This is a genomic window from Cernens ardua, assembly GCF_051251085.1.
GTDB classification, from domain to species: Bacteria; Pseudomonadota; Gammaproteobacteria; order Pseudomonadales; family Halomonadaceae; genus Cernens; species Cernens ardua.
Genome location: NZ_JBPCZH010000002.1, coordinates 188,937 through 205,583, shown reverse-complemented (window position 1 = coordinate 205,583; position 16,647 = coordinate 188,937). Strand labels below are relative to the sequence as shown.

Below are 16,647 nucleotides of genomic sequence, written 5' to 3'. Positions count from 1 at the left end.
ACCTATCCTTGTTAGCGTCAATTGACAGGACAAAAGGGTATAAATGACAGGTGAACAATGGACTGTCTTGAACAGACCCATTAAAAACGACTATTCTAACATGACTTCATAAACTCCCCTATTGTGCAATATTGTCGCACACCCCGGACGCGGAAGCTTTATTAGGTTAAACTGAAGTTACAGGCGGATATTGAATATAATATCCTTGTAAGCATGGGTTCACCTGTTACACACAAAGGACATTTTCCATGGATCTTCTCTCCTGGATCATCACAGGCGCCATTGTTGGTGCAATCATTAATATCGTCATTCCCGAAAGAATCAGTGTTGGATTCCTCGGCGCAATGGGTGGCGGTGCACTGGGTGCCGTTGTTGTCAGCTTCATCTGCTCGGTATTCGGCATTTTGCCTGAACTTCAGTTCAGCATGACTGGCTTGGGAACGGCTGTAATCGGTAGTGTCATTGCGCAGCTGGTTATCGTTGGTTTCCGTAAGGTCGCCAAGGTTTAATCGCGGGCAAAACCTGTTAATGTGACTGTTATCCAATGATTGCAGTCAACATCTCACGAAAACATCAGCCTCTTTTATGCTGCCAATACGGAGCTCAAAAAAGGCTGATGTTTTTTATCCATACCCAATCGATATCAAACCGTGTCTATCAGATGTAATTGTTAAACTTTCACCAGTAATCGCCTGCCAACACCTCTTATTCGACTACCTACAAGCCCCATTACCATACTACGCCCCTGGCATGCCACCTCACCCATATACCACTCAAGTGAATTAATGGCGAATGAAGTGATTTCTGATCAAGCTCGCCACTGTAGTCACCAGCAATATTCCCATAATGACCCCAAGCGAAAAGGCATTGGATATCTCGGGTACCGTAGACAACGGCATTCCATGATGAATGAAGAAAAGTTGGTTGTGATGAAGTGATTCCATTATTAACTTCACGCCAATAAAAGCAAGAATTGCCGCTAATCCAAGCCCCAGATATACAAGTTTTTGTAGCAATCCACCCAACAGGAAATAAAGTTGCACGAGCCCTAACAGTGCGAAGGCATTGGCCATCAAAACGATATAGGGAATCTGAGTAAGCCCATATATGGCAGGAATCGAATCAAATGCGAACATGACATCTGTCAATCCAAGGGCGACTACCACAACAACCAGTGGGGTAAACCACCGTTTGCCCTCTACACGTGTCACAAAACGATTGCCATCAAAGTCAGGACTGATAGACAAACGACGTTGTACATAACGAATCAACGCATTGGGTTGATACTCATCTTCCTTGTCATCCGAACACTCTTCGACGATCAACTTCACCGCACTATAAAGCAGGAAAAGGCCGAAAAGGTAAAATATCCAGCTAAAGCGGGAAACAAGATCACCACCTACCATAATCAAGCCGCCACGGATAACAAGCGCTAGCAATATACCGATAAGCAAGGCTTTTTGCTGAGCTTCTTCAGGTACATTGAAGCGTGCCATTAAAATTGCAAACACAAAGAGGTTGTCCATCGATAGGCTTTTTTCAGTGACAAACCCGGCAAGAAAAGACATGCCTACCTGATGCCCCAGGGTATGGAACAGGCCTATACCAAACAGTAATGCCAATATGATGTAAAAGCACGACCACAGAAGGGATTCCCTTAATGAGGGAACATGCGCCTTGCGTACATGGGAGAAGAAGTCGAAAGCAAAGAGAAACAACAATGCGAGCAGGGAGAGGGCCCAAACCCAGAGTGGAATAGACATAGAGTGCTCCGGCTAACCATAGTGTAAACACGGCATTAGCCGTGGTCGGTTACCGGAGGTCTCTTTCTCACCAAACAATAGGTTAAGTTTGGTGCCAATAATTCCGGAGCGTTGGCTCGTGATGACGAAATTATTGCGGGGATCACTCACTATTACATTTGATGCGACCAGTGAGTCTGGCTGTTGAAATTTCAGCCTATTGGAAACCCCGTGAAATACTCCCCTCCAATGTAGTCGGCATTGTGCGTAAAGCACAGGAAGAGGTCAAGCTATTTGATACGTAATTGCCAGAGAAACAGTTTCATTCAAGTTTCAATGCGGGAAATGACGTTCATCCCATCATCTCTCGTCGTCACCGCATCCGATCGCCTTCACACATCGCCTTTATTATCCAGCTCGACGGCTTCATACATGCGCTTGAGAAGGTCAGGAAACGCCGACTGAATACGATTCCAGCTCGGAATGAAAGGCTGATCATCCTCTGCCGCTTTCAAATAATCGGTGCTGGCATCCGCAATCACTTTGGTAAACAACTCAACCGTACGCTCTTCCGCATGTCGGTCAAGTTTCATGCCATTGACAAGAGCATCGTGATAATAGTTTTCGATCATATCGAGCGCCGTACGATAATAGGTCGCCTGTAATGTACGCAGGGAATCACTGGAAATGCGTACTCCTAATGTTGAAAGTTTGCGAAAGAGTGCTTTGGCAATATCCAATGACATGCGTGATAACCCGCGTGTACTATCTCCTTCGGATAATGGCTGATGCTTATGATCGTAATAATCGGCGATATCAACCTGACAGAGCCGTTTTGTGCTGTAATTGCGGTGAAGTTCCGACAACACACCTATTTCCAATCCCCAATCCCCGGGTATACGAATATTACCCAAGACTTCGGTACGCATAGCAAATTCACCCGACAAAGGATAACGGTAACTGGAGAGGTAACGGAGATATTCAGACGAACCATAGACAGTCTGCATGGCCTGCAGCAACGGTGTCACCAGGAGGCGCCCTACCCGACCATTCAATTTCCCCCCGGCCACACGGGCGTAATAACCTTTGCTGAATTCATAATTGATTTGTGGATGGGCAATGGGATAAAGCAGGCGTGCCAGCATACTGCGCCGATAGGTAGTGATATCGGCATCATGAAGAGCGATGACTTCCGTGCGCCGAGAAGCCAATGCGTAACCTGAACAAAACCAGACATTTCGGCCTTTGCCAGGTTCCAGTGGAGATAATCCTTCGGACGTCAGCTCCTCATCCAGTTCTCGCAATCGTGGACCATCGTTCCACAAGATGCGATGGCGCTGAGGAAGACGCGAGAAATAGTCGCGCGCAAACAAAAACTGGTCTCTGTCTGCCCGATCCAACCCGATAATAATTTCAGTCAGATAAGTTGCTTGAGATAGCTCATCGAGAATTGTTTTAAGAGCAGGCCTCTCCAGTTCAGAAAATAATGATGGCAGAATCAACCCCATGGGGCGTCGGCGTGAAAAACGCTTGAGTTCCTCTTCCAACGACTCCACCGGCCGTTGTACGAGGTTATGCAGTGTTGTAATGACCCCATTCTGATGAAAATCACCCATGCGTCTCTCCTCCTGGCTGAAAGGAATACGGCGCTTCATGTTCAGAGAATGGATACAAAGGGCTTGCTTCTCCTCACTGATGATCCAATTCGTCTGTCAATCACTGCCCGTCACCAGTCACACACCTGCGATTGATAACGTATGTGCTATCCATCAATAACGGCCATCATTGGCCGATCTGATAATGCCTAACACAGGTGAGCACCGACATATTAGAGGGCAACCGCTTCCAACCACTCCTAATGGCAAAAACCATCTGCTTTATGCACTAACGGCCGTTCTGCCATTGAATGCGTCAAAACGTAACGTATTGAATATAGCCCAAATTTGAATATAAAACCCCATGGCATATTTCTTGGCACATTCATGCCAGCAATTCACTTGAGAAATAAAAACGATTCAGAACTTGGTTATCACTTGAAGGTGATATAAGGATGCCTGCTTGATGGTTATGGGAACTTTCTTTTTAAAAGGATAGATAAAAGGGAAAAGATAAAAGTATGGCCTGGTGCAACATATAACGCCTTGCCCTAACAATACTCAGCAAGTGTGACAGCTCAGGGTATCAGGTTGGAATACCAGTGACGTACACCTTCCATCCACCCTTCAGGGCCAAATCTGCATGTTTTATAAATGGAGTCAGGCAAGGAATCTGCCTGGGAAATTAAGCCAATAGGACTGCGGATCAGAACTCCCTTGTCAGCCGCCATCAACATGGGAAGATCATTTTCACCATCCCCCAAAGCCAATGCCTTCAAGGAAGCTCCACCTTGATGGGGGGCTTGCTGTGCTCGGTAATAATTCATCAACCACTGCAAAGCCTCACCTTTGTTCGTACCATGCGGCATTACATGATAGAAGCGCCCGCCGCGTTGAAGCGCGAATCCATTATCATCCAATGCCTGACGAAAACGCTGTAGAGCATCTTCATCACCCAGCCAGCGTAGAGGTTCACTAGCGACACGGTGCTGAGCCTGCGTGGCTTTCTCGATAGAAAGCCCTGTCCATTCAGCGACAGTTTGAGCGGGCACATCACTAAAGCCTTCAAACGCAAACCCTTTCGACCTTAATGCCTCAAGCGTTGCATGAAGCTTGTCTGCACGACTACTGAGCGTAATGACATTGGATGAATGAGCATCAGGGGCAGCCGTGTTTCCCTGGGAGGGCAAATGAATAACTGCCCCATTTTCAGCACTGTAGGGGTAGTCTGCCAGCCCAAGCTGACTGGCCAAAGAGGCAATTTCCATGGCCGTTTTACTTGTCATGATAATGATGGGTATGCCGGCTGTACGCAATGCATCCAGCCCCTGCTGAGCCGCGTCCCACTGGTAGGTATGATGATCCAGTAACGAGCCATCCAGATCAGTAAATACAATCAGTGAAAACTGGCGATGAGGCATGACAAGCTCCTCCATGAGGATACTCTACGTTTACAAGGCCTCGTACTGAGGCAGGACGACACTGGGCAAATAGGGCTCAATGTAGCGATCATCGATTTTTACAGGAGCGGCATCCATTCGCTTTATGGCGTTTGCCAACCCGGCTTCATCCTCACGCGCCACCAGAAAATTCGCCAGCTCATGAGTTAGAATCTCTTTCGGCCCGGACGGGCAATCCACACTTACAATGGGGGTTTTCAAAAGCAAGGATTCTACCAATGCTCGAGGTAGCCCTTCAGCATCGGAAGTACAGACCAGAAAGCGTGCCTTTTCAATCAAAGGATAGGGATTTTTGCGGAAATCCTGCATAATCACTCGATCTTCCACCCCATTTTCCCGTATTAGCTGTTGGACTCGGTCAACATCCTCAGGCTTCCCTTTCCCCAAAATCACCAAAGGCGTTTTCACCCCACTAGCCGCATAGGCTTTTAACAGGCGATCGTGACGTTTACGTTTTTCCAGTGAACCCAAACTCAGAATATATTCAGGAGCTGGCAAGACTGTTGGCTCGGCGGCCATTTCTCGGAAAGGGGTGGGATCATAAGGGGTGTAAATGGCCTTGGAAAAAGATGGCTTTAGCTTGACGAAATCGAGAAGGTTAGCCAACACGCCATTGGAAACTGCAAGCACTTGTCGTTGATTATAGAAAAGGCGTGCTTTCTCATAACGCTTGATACGACGCTCATCTGACATGGGAGTCGAGGTGATGTCACTTCGAATCAGAAAATAGACGTTGGGATGACGGATATGCCGAGTGATTTTATCTGCAGAACAGGAAAACACCGTATCCGGTGCAAAATCGCGCATTCCTTTCTCGATTTGCCGAGCTTGCCATTTCTCAACCCAGACAGAATTGAATGCACGAGTAAAACGGTTGTGGATAGCGAGATTGATCACGTCCAAACCGGGTGGAATCGGCTGCTCGATGAAATCACGCATGATATAAAAACGCACCTCATTGCCGCGCTTTCTAAGCTCGTCCGCCGTGTAAAGCAACGATTTTTCAGCACCTCCGCCATAGAGGTCCTTCATGATGAAAGCGAAACGTTTGGCGCACATGTCGTATATCGAACCTTATCGTCTATGAATAATCGCAGCAGTATAACGAATGATGATAAAAACCACAGTGACAAGGGACAGCAAAATGCTGGTCACCAGAGTATGTTCAGGCATTACCTCTACCTACACTCAACCTCCACTTCCACTCACGGTGAAATCTGTTGTCCCGTTTCAATTACACCGTGCCTGAAGCCTTCTACAGACGTCATTTTACTTTTCACAGATATCATTACACCTTCCACAAACATCCTTTCATTAAGGGAACTATAACGATGTGGGGAGTGTTCATAACGCTCATGAAAACGTCTTTTTTTGCTGCATCAATGACTTGACTTCAGGAAAGTGATGCGCCAAACGTTGACGCGCCTCTTCTGCGAAGGCCCCCCCTCCCAACTTAGTGGGGCTGATCATATTGAACAGCTGACGTGCCTTGTGATGAGGGACGTGAGAAAGTGGCTTCACATGAGTGTCGATCCAGACCAGAGTGTCCGAGGGCTCTACCAAAATATTCCCATAGTGGAAATCAGTGTGAAAATACCCCTGATCGGCCAAGTCAATCGCCAATGCCATCATTCTTCCAAAAAATTGCCACCGCGCCACTTCATTCAGGGAAGAAAAAAACACTTTACCGGAAACGGCATCAGGCCGGTATTCCATCAGATAAAGCGATCCGTATTCATTCAAAGGATTACAGGCAACACCATAGCCATGGCACGTAATAACCCGCTGGCCACAGGACTTCAGAACTTGTGCACTTTCGTACTCACGGCGGGCATCATAGTGCCCGATCAAACGCTTGGATAGAATATCGCGCCCCAACCACTTCCCCAAGTGCTGATGACGATCATATTTATCAGCTACCCACTTACCCAATAACTGCTGATCTTCAGAACGTAGAAACAAACTACTTCCCACATGGGTAAACTCACGCGTGGAGGGATCATCAACAAAATGAAGTACTTTGGGCAAGGCTGCATCCGCCTTCATACGATAGAGGGAGGATGGGATGAAGGCAGATTGTCCTGCAGCAACAATATGATGAAAGGCCATGCCATTTCCTGACGTTTTCGCTACAAAAAGGGGCTGCAGCAATATAGATGATTATTCATGCCACTCTCGATAATGGATGGTAATGAACGACGCATCAATGAGAGATGGAAGAGCCGCTGCCCTCAGGCTCAACAAATGATAGTCCAAGTATAAGCCCGGATGAAAAGAACTCGGGCCTTTCTACACATAACGATATTTGACGCTATTTTCACGGGCTGTTGTCTAAAGTGTCAATCTAGTGGGAGTAACAGTCCACCTCCTCGAATTTCATCCGTCACAAGACAAATCGCTTGGTCAAACTGACATTTCCCCTGTGTGGATGAGGGGGATGGCAACGTAATCAGGCAGGAATTTAGCCTGTAAAAAAGGGTTGCGACAGGATTTTTTTTTCATAATTCGCTAGACTAGGCAGCCATATCCATGGGGCCCCCTGGCTGCGAAGGACTTTATTTAAGGAACATCCTATTCATGAAATATCTTGTGACCGGAAATGCCGGTTTCATCGGTTTCCATGTAGCACAGCGGCTTCTTTCACAAGGTGAGGACGTTATCGGCGTAGACAACGTCAATGAATACTATGACCCTTCGCTTAAGGAAGCCCGGCTGGCGGAGCTGGAAAAAATCGCCGCCTCCGCTAAAGGCACATATACATTTCTAAGAATGGATATTGCCGACAGAGCTGCCATGAAAACCTGTTTCTCAAGCCATGACTTCGATCGCGTGATCCATCTGGCCGCACAGGCAGGGGTACGTTATTCCCTATCAAATCCACAAGCGTACATTGACAGTAATCTGGTTGGATTTGGCAACATTCTGGAAGGATGCCGCCAGTCAGGGGTTGATCATCTGATTTATGCGAGCAGTAGTAGCATCTATGGCAGTAATACCCAGATGCCCTTCACAGAAGATCAGGAAGTCGGACATCCGCAACAGCTGTATGCAGCAACCAAACGGGCCAATGAGGTCATGGCCCATAGCTACGCTCATCTTTATAAAATCCCCATGACGGGTCTGCGCTTTTTTACCGTGTATGGCCCATGGGGGCGTCCAGATATGGCCCTGTTTAAATTTACCAAAAAGATTCTGGATGATGAGCCGATCCCCGTCTATGGGTATGGCAAGCAATCCCGCGATTTTACCTATATCGATGATATCGTTGAAGGTATCTTGAAAGCGGCCGAACATATTGCAGCGCCTGCGCCGCATTGGGACCCCGCAAACCCCACCCCTGATACCAGTGATGCCCCTTTTCAATTGTTCAATATAGGCAATGGTCACCCCGAAAAGCTAACCGACTACATTAAAGCGTTAGAGGAAGCACTGGGAAAAGAGGCCCAACAGGAACTGCTTCCCATGCAGCCAGGGGATATTCCCAACACCTACGCCGATACCTCTGCACTCAGGGAAGCCACTGGTTATCAACCATCTACATCGATCAAGGAAGGCGTGGCACGTTTTGTTGAATGGTATCTGGCATTCTATCAGCAACACCCCGTCACCCAAGACCAATGATTTCTGGTAAAGATATTTATGTCACTTGTTAAAGACTGGGAGCGAGGACTCACCAAGTGGCTGCAAGCCAAACGCTATGATTACACACCTGCGCCTTATCCGGTCGAACCAACACGCACTGCCGTTATTTTTATTCCTCGCCTGATTGGTGACACGCTTGCAGCGTTCCCTGTCGTGCGCGCGCTACAAGCCTATGGGGTTGAACACATTATCATTGTGGCTTCCCATCAGAATGCGATGATTTTCGATCCGATGATTGAGCAGTCCAAAGAGGCAGCCAATAACGGTAAACAATCCAATATCACGCTTTATACAATACCCCCTCTTAAAGAGCGAAATCTGAAGGCTATCCGTAAAGTAGCAAAAGCTATTACCGTTGCCCATGGCCGCATTGATCTCTGCGTCGACGCCTCTATAAAAAAAGGTCATCCAACCGCCCTCTTTATCTCTACATTACATGCAAGAAACAACCTGCAAATCAGCAACTCCTCCTTGCGTTGTTATGCCCCGGTGTGTGCACATGCCAGCCAACTCTATGAGGAGGATGTGTCACTACCCTTTTGCTGGTCTACTTTGATGAAAGACGCTGGGATTGCCGATGTTCCGGCACGATTTGAAATTCCGTTGCCTGATACTATTGATGATGAGGTGGTTCAATGGCTAAGCAATCATCAACTCGAGGGCAACGCGGCGTATGGTGTGATCAATCTGGATGGAAGCCAACCCAGTCGTCAAATAGGACTGGATACAGCAGAGATGATCATTCGGCTGCTTTGGCAGCACTACCATCTCCCCATGATCGTGGTATGTAGCCCGGCCGGAGAAGAAAAGGCCTCTATGCTGGCCAAGCGTTCACCCCATGTCATATTGCCTGACCTCCCCCGCTCCATTCATCATAGCGCGGCGTTGATCAAGCATGCGGCCTTTGTCATTACACCTGACACGGCCATCTTACATATAGCCTCAGCCTTTGATCGCCCGACAATCGGTATTTACCGCGAATACAAAGGACATTGGATTCCCACCGGGGAGCCTCATGCGATCATCGTCACTGATGGGCCTGTCGACAACCTTTCCCAATCACAATTGGAAGCAGCGATTAGGTGTATTCCTCTGGCAGAGCGCCATTAGATTTGCCAAATCGGGCTTGGCAACCCCGCCTTGTCCAAATCATATCCCACACCGGCGCTTCAGACATGAGCTTTCCTTGAAGTGAACGTCTCCTGACTCACCTCTATTCAATAAATGCGTATCGAGTAGAGGTGATAATGATTAAAAGGCGGCCTTTACAAGAATGGAAAAAACTTTCGAGAACTGTCCAGCCTGTAGGCACAGCTCCAGAAGACGAAGGATATATCGGGCACTGAAGCGGGCCCCATTGCGACGGCTGTCCTTGAAGAACCCATACTCCCGTTCGAAACGAACACGGTGGGCAGTTTTATCATCCGTTTGTGCTAGCAGCTGGTCTTGAACTTCACACCAGCGTTGATGAATATGGGCCATCTCTTCCAACGAACGATGGCGACGAGACAAGCGCGCCTGGGTATGAATGCGATGCTTGAATAAAGGCTTATCAACGATATGCAACTGCCCCACCTGAGCCAGAGCGCTCATGACTAACAAGGTATCTTCGCGATAGGACAAATCTTCTGGAAAGCCGCCTACTTGCTCAAAAAGTGCTTTTTCAATCAGCAGAGTCGTGGCCTGTGAAAATACCTTGTGAGTTAAAAATTCACTGATCGAACAAATCTCTGGCTGATGTTGCCGCTTGATACTCTGCAGAGCTTCATCCGTCTCCTCATAGGCGGTTAAGGAAATAGGTGCGTCACGAATGAATTGCATCTGGCATGAAACTTTTTCAGGCATCAACACATCATCGTCATCCAGGAAAGTCAGGTACTGACCCTTCGCGGTATGGCCGGCTTTATTACGTGATGCCGCGACTCCCAGATTATTGTCATTGATCAGATAGACGACATCGCAAAATGCGGGTTCAGCCAAAAGAGCGGCCGTCGCCAGTTGATCCGATGTTCCCTGACCATTGTCATCGATAACAACCACTTCAATAGCGGAATAATCTTGTGCCAATGCACTATATATCGCGTCCTTCAGATAAGAAACACGACCAAATGCAGGGATGATGATGCTAACGAGAGGAAGTGTCATGTGAACATGCCAAACACAATGGGATGATAAATGCTAAACAGAGGCCGGTTTTGTCTGAATTCAATATCGGTTCAGCCAGTCCGAAGACGATAACGCCCCCCCATAGCCATCGCCCCATTGGATGCATGAGGGTTCTTCGTGATGCCATGAAAAAGGTAATGTAAAACAGAACCACGGCGAGTAACCCCACCACTCCCATCAGGGACATCGCTTCTATCAATTCACTATGCATATGATGCTGGGCCGCCCACATGATATGCGGCACCAGAAATTCATGACCGACCAAAATATGTTGTAGAAACCCCTGAACGACCATAAACCGTGCATTCCCCGTATACCCCCAGGGGTTTTCAAGAAATGAGTGAAGACCGGCTTCCCAAATCACAAAACGCCCGCCCATCGATCCCGAAGGCACTCCGTGGAAAAAACTGTCCAGGTCACCCCATAACTGATCGAAACGCGCTACAAAAGCCGCCCCTAGCGCAATTGCGACGAGCAATACAACAAGACTGTATACCCAGGGTTGGCGGAATCTTTGAGGAAGCCCGTGTCGATACTCCCAAAGAAGGCCAATTACAATCAAAAGAAGCACCAGCAATGCATCACGCGTGCCTGTCAATGTGACAAGCACCGCAGTCATCAGTGCAATGACAACCAGATATGCCATCCGTTGCCAACGACATACTATGGAAGCCGATACCACCTGTGCCACCAGCAACAGGCAGGCAAGTATGAATCCAGCCGGAACCGGATACCCAAGTTTTAGCTCAATACGATGAATACCATGTAAATATTGCTTGCCCCCCGACACCAGAAGTGCCATTGCCCCTATCAGGCAAAGGATGGGTAGCAAAGCCTTTACGTAACGGAAAATCTCGACATTGAAGGCGCTAAAATAAAAAATCAGTACGGTAGCACACAGCCAGAATCCGGAGACTTTCCAGGCCATTTCATTCATCCAGGCCAGTTGACCAGATGCCCCATACTCAACTTCCCACCAGACACCTGCAACCACCAATAATAGCGTGGATAAGCCGAAGAGTACCCCACTTTGCAAGGGAGCTTTATATCCCCCCGGAGTGGATAATTCATTGTTCGTGTTTCCGTAGGTGAACTTTGTCCAGGTTACAAGGCATATTCGTAGAACGGCTGCTAACAATCCTGCAAATGTAGCCCCATAAAGTAGATGTTGGGCACTATTACGGTCGAAGGACATCATGAAATAACCGATGACCAATGAAAGGATAATCAGTGAATCCAGTAGCCTCACCGACCAATGGAGTTTCAAATCATTTGGCGAAGATATCGTCTTTTTGGTGTGAGGACTGGCCTGCATGTTTTGCTCTTGTTTTCTTGTGTGAATCTGCATTTATTGGGTAATGGGTATTAATTGGAATTTTGCCGGTTTTCAAGGCTGCCTTTTTCATGCCCCCAATACTTGAGTTTTGACGTCTGACCAATACCGGGATTAAAACAATTACAGGGATCGAGTGCCATGTAGTGAGACTTAAGAGAGGGCTTTGCCTTATAGAGATGACCCACATTATGCTCTGCCGGATATTCGGCGCCTCGTTGATCGAGTATTTTCCACATCGCATGTTCGAAATCGAGGCTGCTCTCCCCTTTCTTCAAGACATAGTCCTGATGCATGACATGACAGAGGAAGTGCCCGCAATACAGTTTTTTTACCAACCGATCGTTCAACTCGTCCGGCAACTGCTCAAACCAGTCCTCATCATTCCTGCGTAAGGCTACATCCAGGGCCACAATTTCTCCCACCTCTTTCTGATTCATCAGGCGATAACGTACCGTCGATCCACCCGCCGCGAAACGGTGAAGAAAGGCTTTGTTTCCTTCTTCTTCAGTACATTGGAAAAAGTCACCTTCCCCACCCTCAAAAATGTGGGCCAATACTTCTCGCGTGGTCGCCACTTGATGGTTGGGCACTTTCAGCATCAGATGATGTTCATATCGATCACGATACTCTCTCATCCGTTTGGGCAAGTGATCGGGAAACAAACGGGATGTCCATTGCGCGATACGATCTGATACGCCATGAACATTTATTCGCGCAAAAAAAGCATCAATTTTGCCTTTCAAGGCGAATATTTGCGGTATTTTATCGGTACCGAACTTTTCAATCAGCAGGAAAGTATCCTTGCCATAATCAGCCGCGATATCAAACCAGCTTCGATGCATATATTCACAGGCGATGGGGAGCTCACGCGTTGGTTCCAGCAGTGCACGACGTAGTACAGAGAGTTCTTTGGTCTTATTGGAGCCGACATAAAAAACCGTGGAGGACTCTTGCTCGAAGGTGTCCATACGAACAGCAAAGAGACACAATTTGCCCGCATTACCCGAAGATTCATACAGACGAGCAGGATCTGCATTGAAGCGCGCGGGTGTATCAGCATCGACTTCTCGGACATGCTGCTGATAATGATGATCTGAAGCGGCGCCGTCATCAGAGATATCACTTTCAGTGAAATCACCTTTTTCCAACCGCGTTAATATGTCCTCCGGATCACGTCCCAACTCAATACCAAGGTGGTTGACCAGCGTTACCTCACCCTCTTCTGTACACTGCGCATACACCGAAAACTCGGTATAGGCTGGGCCACGCCTCACTAAAGCACCACCTGAGTTATTGGCTACGCCACCAATCACGGAAGCACCAATACAGGAAGAACCGATAACGGAATGAGGCTCACGCCCCAGCGGCGCCAACACTTTCTCCAAATGGAAAAGAGTGGCACCGGGTAGGCAGACCACCTGCTTGCCATCATGGATGACATGCACCAGATCCATACGCAATGTACTAATAATCACGATGTCGCGGTCATAGTCATCGCCGTCCGGTGTAGACCCGCCGGTCACCCCGGTATTGGCAGCCTGCATCAGTACGATCACATCTGACTTGATACACGCCTTCAAGACACGCCATTGTTCAACAAGTGAACCAGGCTGGACGACAGCCAAAGCACGTCCCTGACCAAAACGAATTCCCTTGCAAAAACGACTCATCGAGCTGTCGCTCGTTAGCGTATATTTCTCGCCCACAATTTCAGAGAGTTGCCTGAGCAAAGGTTTGTTTGCATCCGATGTAGACGATGAGTGATGGGAAGGGTAGGCAGTCATGAGGGTATATCCAATGATTACTGTTGGTGTGATATTCCGTGCTGACGTTGTTCACATCCAACTCGTTCCAGGCCATGCAGTGTCAACATACCGAAAAACTGTTGTGAACAGGGCAGGAAACCAACGGAGCGGAAAGTACAGGGAAAATTGATATCTCAACGTTGCAGTACTGGATTACATGCAACCATACCACATTGACTAATAATAGAGGGCATCAGGATGACAATATCAGTATTTTGAATCAAAAGAGAAAAACCTCTAGAAGCAGGTTTTCCATTTGATACTTTCATCCTGATGATTTCTTGAAGATAAGCCGACGTAAGTGTTGAACAGATCAATTAATAAGCACTTTTATCGAAGAGCACTTTAATCGCCGTGAGCATTATGATTTTGATATCCAGCCATACAGACCAGTTTTCAATATACCAAAGATCATTTTCAATGCGTTTTTCGAGACTGGTATCCCCTCGCCAGCCGTTGACTTGCGCCCACCCCGTAATACCTGCTTTCACCAAATGCTTTTGCATATAGCCGGGGATTTCAGACTGAAATTGTTCCACAAAGACTGTACGCTCTGGGCGGGGCCCTACAATGGACATGTCCCCCTTGAGCACGTTGAGAAACTGTGGCAATTCATCGATGCTTGTGCGTCGAATGAGCGAGCCAAAACGGGTCACGGATTTGCCTTTGGCACCGCCCCATTCCACACCCTGTTTTTCGTTATCCACAGCCATACTGCGAAATTTCATCATTTGGAATGCATGTCCATTCCAGCTCACGCGTTCCTGCCGATAGAACACAGGGGAACCGGAGCCCAGTCTGATACACAACATGACCAGAAAAAACAGGGGCGAAATCAGCACAAGAATAAGACAGGACAACGTGACATCCAGTATACGTTTTTTGAGCCGACTGATGCCCGTCATGGGTGAACAGCTGACGTTAATCAAATAAAGGCCCGCTATTGTAGAGGCACTATGATTGATCAAACGCAAATCGGACATGGTCGGCATCAACCGGATATTGGCGGTAACGGTGTCCAGGGAGTTAATAATACGGTGCGCTTCTTCCCCTTTTGACAACGGCATGCAGACCCATACTTCGTCTTCAGACACAGCTACATTCAAGTTCGGATCATAGCTGTCAACGACACCACTGAACTTGTGCAAGTGTTCCTTAAACTCATAATTGACGACTAGAACGCGTGTCACTTCGAAACTGCGACTACGGTCAAGTTTCAATGATTTGTAGGCACTGCGACATGAGTCCGCATCACCGATCAACAACACACTTCGTAAATTTTTACCACGACTACGTATACGAAATGCTACGGCATACGCTATACCGCGAAAGATCAATGAAAATGAAACAGACAAAAACGTCCAGCTCACTAACCACAATCGTGAAAAATCAAAAAGGTGAAAACTGAACATGACGACGACGGCTATCAGCAGCCACAGGGCGTAGGCCAACACCAACCTGAAAATCATCAGGACCAACCAACGTCCACGCCATGATTGATAAACGGATACCAATGGAAAAAGCCAAAGCTGAATCAGCCCACCCACCAGCATTGCCCATTGATAACGTTCATGCAAAATGAAATGGCTTTGTCCAAACAACCACCAATACGCAGCCAGGCCTGCAACAATCAAAGACAATAGGTCAGCACATCGCAGACAAAAGCCCACGACCCAGTCCCTACCAAAACGCAAAGTGTGGTCTGAACGATTAGCCATGGTGCGTCTCTTCAGAGGGGGAACTACATTCAAGCATGGTAGCTTTATACCAAGCGGTTATGCATTGTTGCATTCGTGTTGCAAAGACAGCTTCTGAAAACGTCCCTGCGTGCTCACGTATTTGTTGGGCTGAGGCCTCAACGCCATTGGCGTCAAAGCGTTCCACTGCAGCCACAAGGGCCTGCGCGCTTTGTTCGTTATAAAGAATACCGGTAACCCCATCCAATACTGTTTCGCTCGCCCCACCATGATCATAGGCTATAACGGGGGTACCAGCGGCCTGTGCTTCCACCAGAACTATCCCGAAATCCTCTTCACCGGCGAAAACAAAAGCCTTGGCTCGTTGCATATATTCCCTGACAGTTTCATCAGGTTGAAAACCGAGGTAATCAACATTCTCAGGCAACTGGTGTGTTAGTTGATCAACCTGCTGCTGGTCTCCACTTCCAATAACAACTAGCTTTTTGTCAGGCATGCGGGAGAAAGCCTCAACAATCAAGGGCACCTTCTTGTAGGGCACTAGTCGGGAGACCACCAAATAAAATTCTTCTTTCTGTTGACCCAGCGGAAAGGCATCCGTATCGACATTGGGATAAATAACCTTCGCTGACCGGCGATACACTTTTTCAATACGACGCGCGATATAACGCGAGTTGGCGATAAAATGATCCACCCGGTTGGCACTAATCACGTCCCAATTTCTCAAGCGATGCAGTAAATAGCGGGCCAGTAATCCCTTGATACCCTGTGTGAGCCCGGCACCTTCGAGATACTGATGCTGAAAATCCCAAGCATAGCGCATGGGTGTATGGCAATAACAGATATGGCACTGATCAGGCCCTGTAATCACACCTTTGGCTACCGCATGGGAGCTTGAAATAACGACATCGTACCCAGACAAATCAAACTGCTCTACTGCCAGGGGCATCAAAGGCAGATACTTCTGATAATGCTTGCGTGCACCGGGAAGCCGCGAGATGAAAGACTCGGTCACCGATACATTGGCGAAAAGAGTTTTTTCAAACCTGGAAGGATCATAAACACAGGTAAAGACATCTGCATTCGGATAAAGCCTCAGTATCGCTTCTTCAACGCGTTCAGAACCGGCGTAAGAAACCAGCCAGTCAGTTACCAATGCCACTCTCACCTGTATCTCCTGACACATGTTTTTCTTGTCTATTTT

The 16,647-nt window shown here is 47.7% G+C and carries 13 protein-coding genes; 3 read left to right on the top strand and 10 right to left on the bottom strand.

The window, feature by feature from the left end:
• Positions 1-248 precede the first annotated feature (248 nt).
• Entirely contained in the window at positions 249-509 is a 261-nt protein-coding gene (locus LMG33818_RS05400) for a hypothetical protein (protein ID WP_442322347.1), read from the top strand.
• Positions 510-782: 273 nt separating this feature from the next.
• Here LMG33818_RS05400 and LMG33818_RS05395 read toward each other — a convergent pair whose 3' ends face one another.
• From LMG33818_RS05395 to LMG33818_RS05375, 5 genes are all read right to left on the bottom strand, one after another.
• The gene (locus LMG33818_RS05395) at positions 783-1,763 is read right to left on the bottom strand and encodes a TerC/Alx family metal homeostasis membrane protein (RefSeq protein ID WP_442322346.1); all 981 of its coding nucleotides are present in this window, start codon (positions 1,761-1,763) and stop codon (positions 783-785) included.
• 371 nt (positions 1,764-2,134) lie between these two features.
• Positions 2,135-3,358 (bottom strand): glycosyltransferase family protein, encoded by a 1,224-nt coding sequence (locus LMG33818_RS05390; protein ID WP_442322345.1) that lies wholly within the window; start codon positions 3,356-3,358, stop codon positions 2,135-2,137.
• A gap of 557 nt (positions 3,359-3,915) precedes the next feature.
• Positions 3,916-4,758, bottom strand: coding sequence for an HAD-IIB family hydrolase (locus LMG33818_RS05385; RefSeq protein ID WP_442322344.1), 843 nt, complete (start codon positions 4,756-4,758; stop codon positions 3,916-3,918).
• 30 nt (positions 4,759-4,788) lie between these two features.
• Positions 4,789-5,856, bottom strand: coding sequence for a glycosyltransferase (locus LMG33818_RS05380; RefSeq protein WP_442322343.1), 1,068 nt, complete (start codon positions 5,854-5,856; stop codon positions 4,789-4,791).
• Between the two features lie 294 nt (positions 5,857-6,150).
• On the bottom strand, positions 6,151-6,906 hold the full coding sequence (locus LMG33818_RS05375; protein ID WP_442322342.1) for a protein kinase family protein: 756 nt from the start codon (positions 6,904-6,906) through the stop codon (positions 6,151-6,153).
• A gap of 468 nt (positions 6,907-7,374) precedes the next feature.
• Here LMG33818_RS05375 and LMG33818_RS05370 point away from each other — a divergent pair, with 468 nt between their 5' ends.
• Positions 7,375-8,418 (top strand): NAD-dependent epimerase, encoded by a 1,044-nt coding sequence (locus LMG33818_RS05370; RefSeq protein ID WP_442322341.1) that lies wholly within the window; start codon positions 7,375-7,377, stop codon positions 8,416-8,418.
• An 18-nt stretch (positions 8,419-8,436) separates the two neighbouring features.
• Positions 8,437-9,549 (top strand): glycosyltransferase family 9 protein, encoded by a 1,113-nt coding sequence (locus tag LMG33818_RS05365; protein WP_442322340.1) that lies wholly within the window; start codon positions 8,437-8,439, stop codon positions 9,547-9,549.
• Positions 9,550-9,690: 141 nt separating this feature from the next.
• On the opposite strand, the gene LMG33818_RS05360 is transcribed toward LMG33818_RS05365, so the two are convergent.
• The 5 genes from LMG33818_RS05360 to LMG33818_RS05340 all read right to left on the bottom strand — a co-directional run bounded on the left by LMG33818_RS05360 (position 9,691) and on the right by LMG33818_RS05340 (position 16,605).
• Positions 9,691-10,584, bottom strand: a complete 894-nt coding sequence (locus tag LMG33818_RS05360; protein ID WP_442322339.1) for a glycosyltransferase family 2 protein — start codon at positions 10,582-10,584, stop codon at positions 9,691-9,693.
• Positions 10,565-11,920 (bottom strand): O-antigen ligase family protein, encoded by a 1,356-nt coding sequence (locus LMG33818_RS05355; protein WP_442322338.1) that lies wholly within the window; start codon positions 11,918-11,920, stop codon positions 10,565-10,567. Before LMG33818_RS05355 ends, LMG33818_RS05360 begins: the two co-directional genes overlap by 20 nt.
• A gap of 50 nt (positions 11,921-11,970) precedes the next feature.
• Positions 11,971-13,725 carry a D-lactate dehydrogenase gene (gene dld, locus LMG33818_RS05350; protein WP_442322337.1) on the bottom strand — a complete coding sequence of 585 codons (1,755 nt, stop codon included), beginning with the start codon at positions 13,723-13,725 and terminating at the stop codon, positions 11,971-11,973.
• Positions 13,726-14,063: 338 nt separating this feature from the next.
• Positions 14,064-15,464 carry an undecaprenyl-phosphate glucose phosphotransferase gene (locus tag LMG33818_RS05345; RefSeq protein ID WP_442322336.1) on the bottom strand — a complete coding sequence of 467 codons (1,401 nt, stop codon included), beginning with the start codon at positions 15,462-15,464 and terminating at the stop codon, positions 14,064-14,066.
• Positions 15,457-16,605 carry a glycosyltransferase family 4 protein gene (locus LMG33818_RS05340; RefSeq protein WP_442322335.1) on the bottom strand — a complete coding sequence of 383 codons (1,149 nt, stop codon included), beginning with the start codon at positions 16,603-16,605 and terminating at the stop codon, positions 15,457-15,459. The genes LMG33818_RS05345 and LMG33818_RS05340 overlap by 8 nt, the downstream gene beginning before the upstream one ends.
• Between the last annotated feature and the right edge of the window lie 42 nt (positions 16,606-16,647).

What these genes read in the sequence shown, in the direction of transcription:
- LMG33818_RS05365 (WP_442322340.1), top strand. Translation starts at nt 8,437, where the DNA reads ATGTCACTTGTTAAAGACTGGGAGCGAGGACTCACCAAGTGGCTGCAA.
- LMG33818_RS05380 (WP_442322343.1), bottom strand. Translation starts at nt 5,856, where the DNA reads ATGTGCGCCAAACGTTTCGCTTTCATCATGAAGGACCTCTATGGCGGA.
- LMG33818_RS05395 (WP_442322346.1), bottom strand. Translation starts at nt 1,763, where the DNA reads ATGTCTATTCCACTCTGGGTTTGGGCCCTCTCCCTGCTCGCATTGTTG.
- LMG33818_RS05355 (WP_442322338.1), bottom strand. Translation starts at nt 11,920, where the DNA reads ATGCAGGCCAGTCCTCACACCAAAAAGACGATATCTTCGCCAAATGAT.
- LMG33818_RS05385 (WP_442322344.1), bottom strand. Translation starts at nt 4,758, where the DNA reads ATGCCTCATCGCCAGTTTTCACTGATTGTATTTACTGATCTGGATGGC.
- dld (WP_442322337.1), bottom strand. Translation starts at nt 13,725, where the DNA reads ATGACTGCCTACCCTTCCCATCACTCATCGTCTACATCGGATGCAAAC.
- LMG33818_RS05375 (WP_442322342.1), bottom strand. Translation starts at nt 6,906, where the DNA reads ATGGCCTTTCATCATATTGTTGCTGCAGGACAATCTGCCTTCATCCCA.
- LMG33818_RS05390 (WP_442322345.1), bottom strand. Translation starts at nt 3,358, where the DNA reads ATGGGTGATTTTCATCAGAATGGGGTCATTACAACACTGCATAACCTC.
- LMG33818_RS05400 (WP_442322347.1), top strand. Translation starts at nt 249, where the DNA reads ATGGATCTTCTCTCCTGGATCATCACAGGCGCCATTGTTGGTGCAATC.
- LMG33818_RS05360 (WP_442322339.1), bottom strand. Translation starts at nt 10,584, where the DNA reads ATGACACTTCCTCTCGTTAGCATCATCATCCCTGCATTTGGTCGTGTT.
- LMG33818_RS05345 (WP_442322336.1), bottom strand. Translation starts at nt 15,464, where the DNA reads ATGGCTAATCGTTCAGACCACACTTTGCGTTTTGGTAGGGACTGGGTC.
- LMG33818_RS05370 (WP_442322341.1), top strand. Translation starts at nt 7,375, where the DNA reads ATGAAATATCTTGTGACCGGAAATGCCGGTTTCATCGGTTTCCATGTA.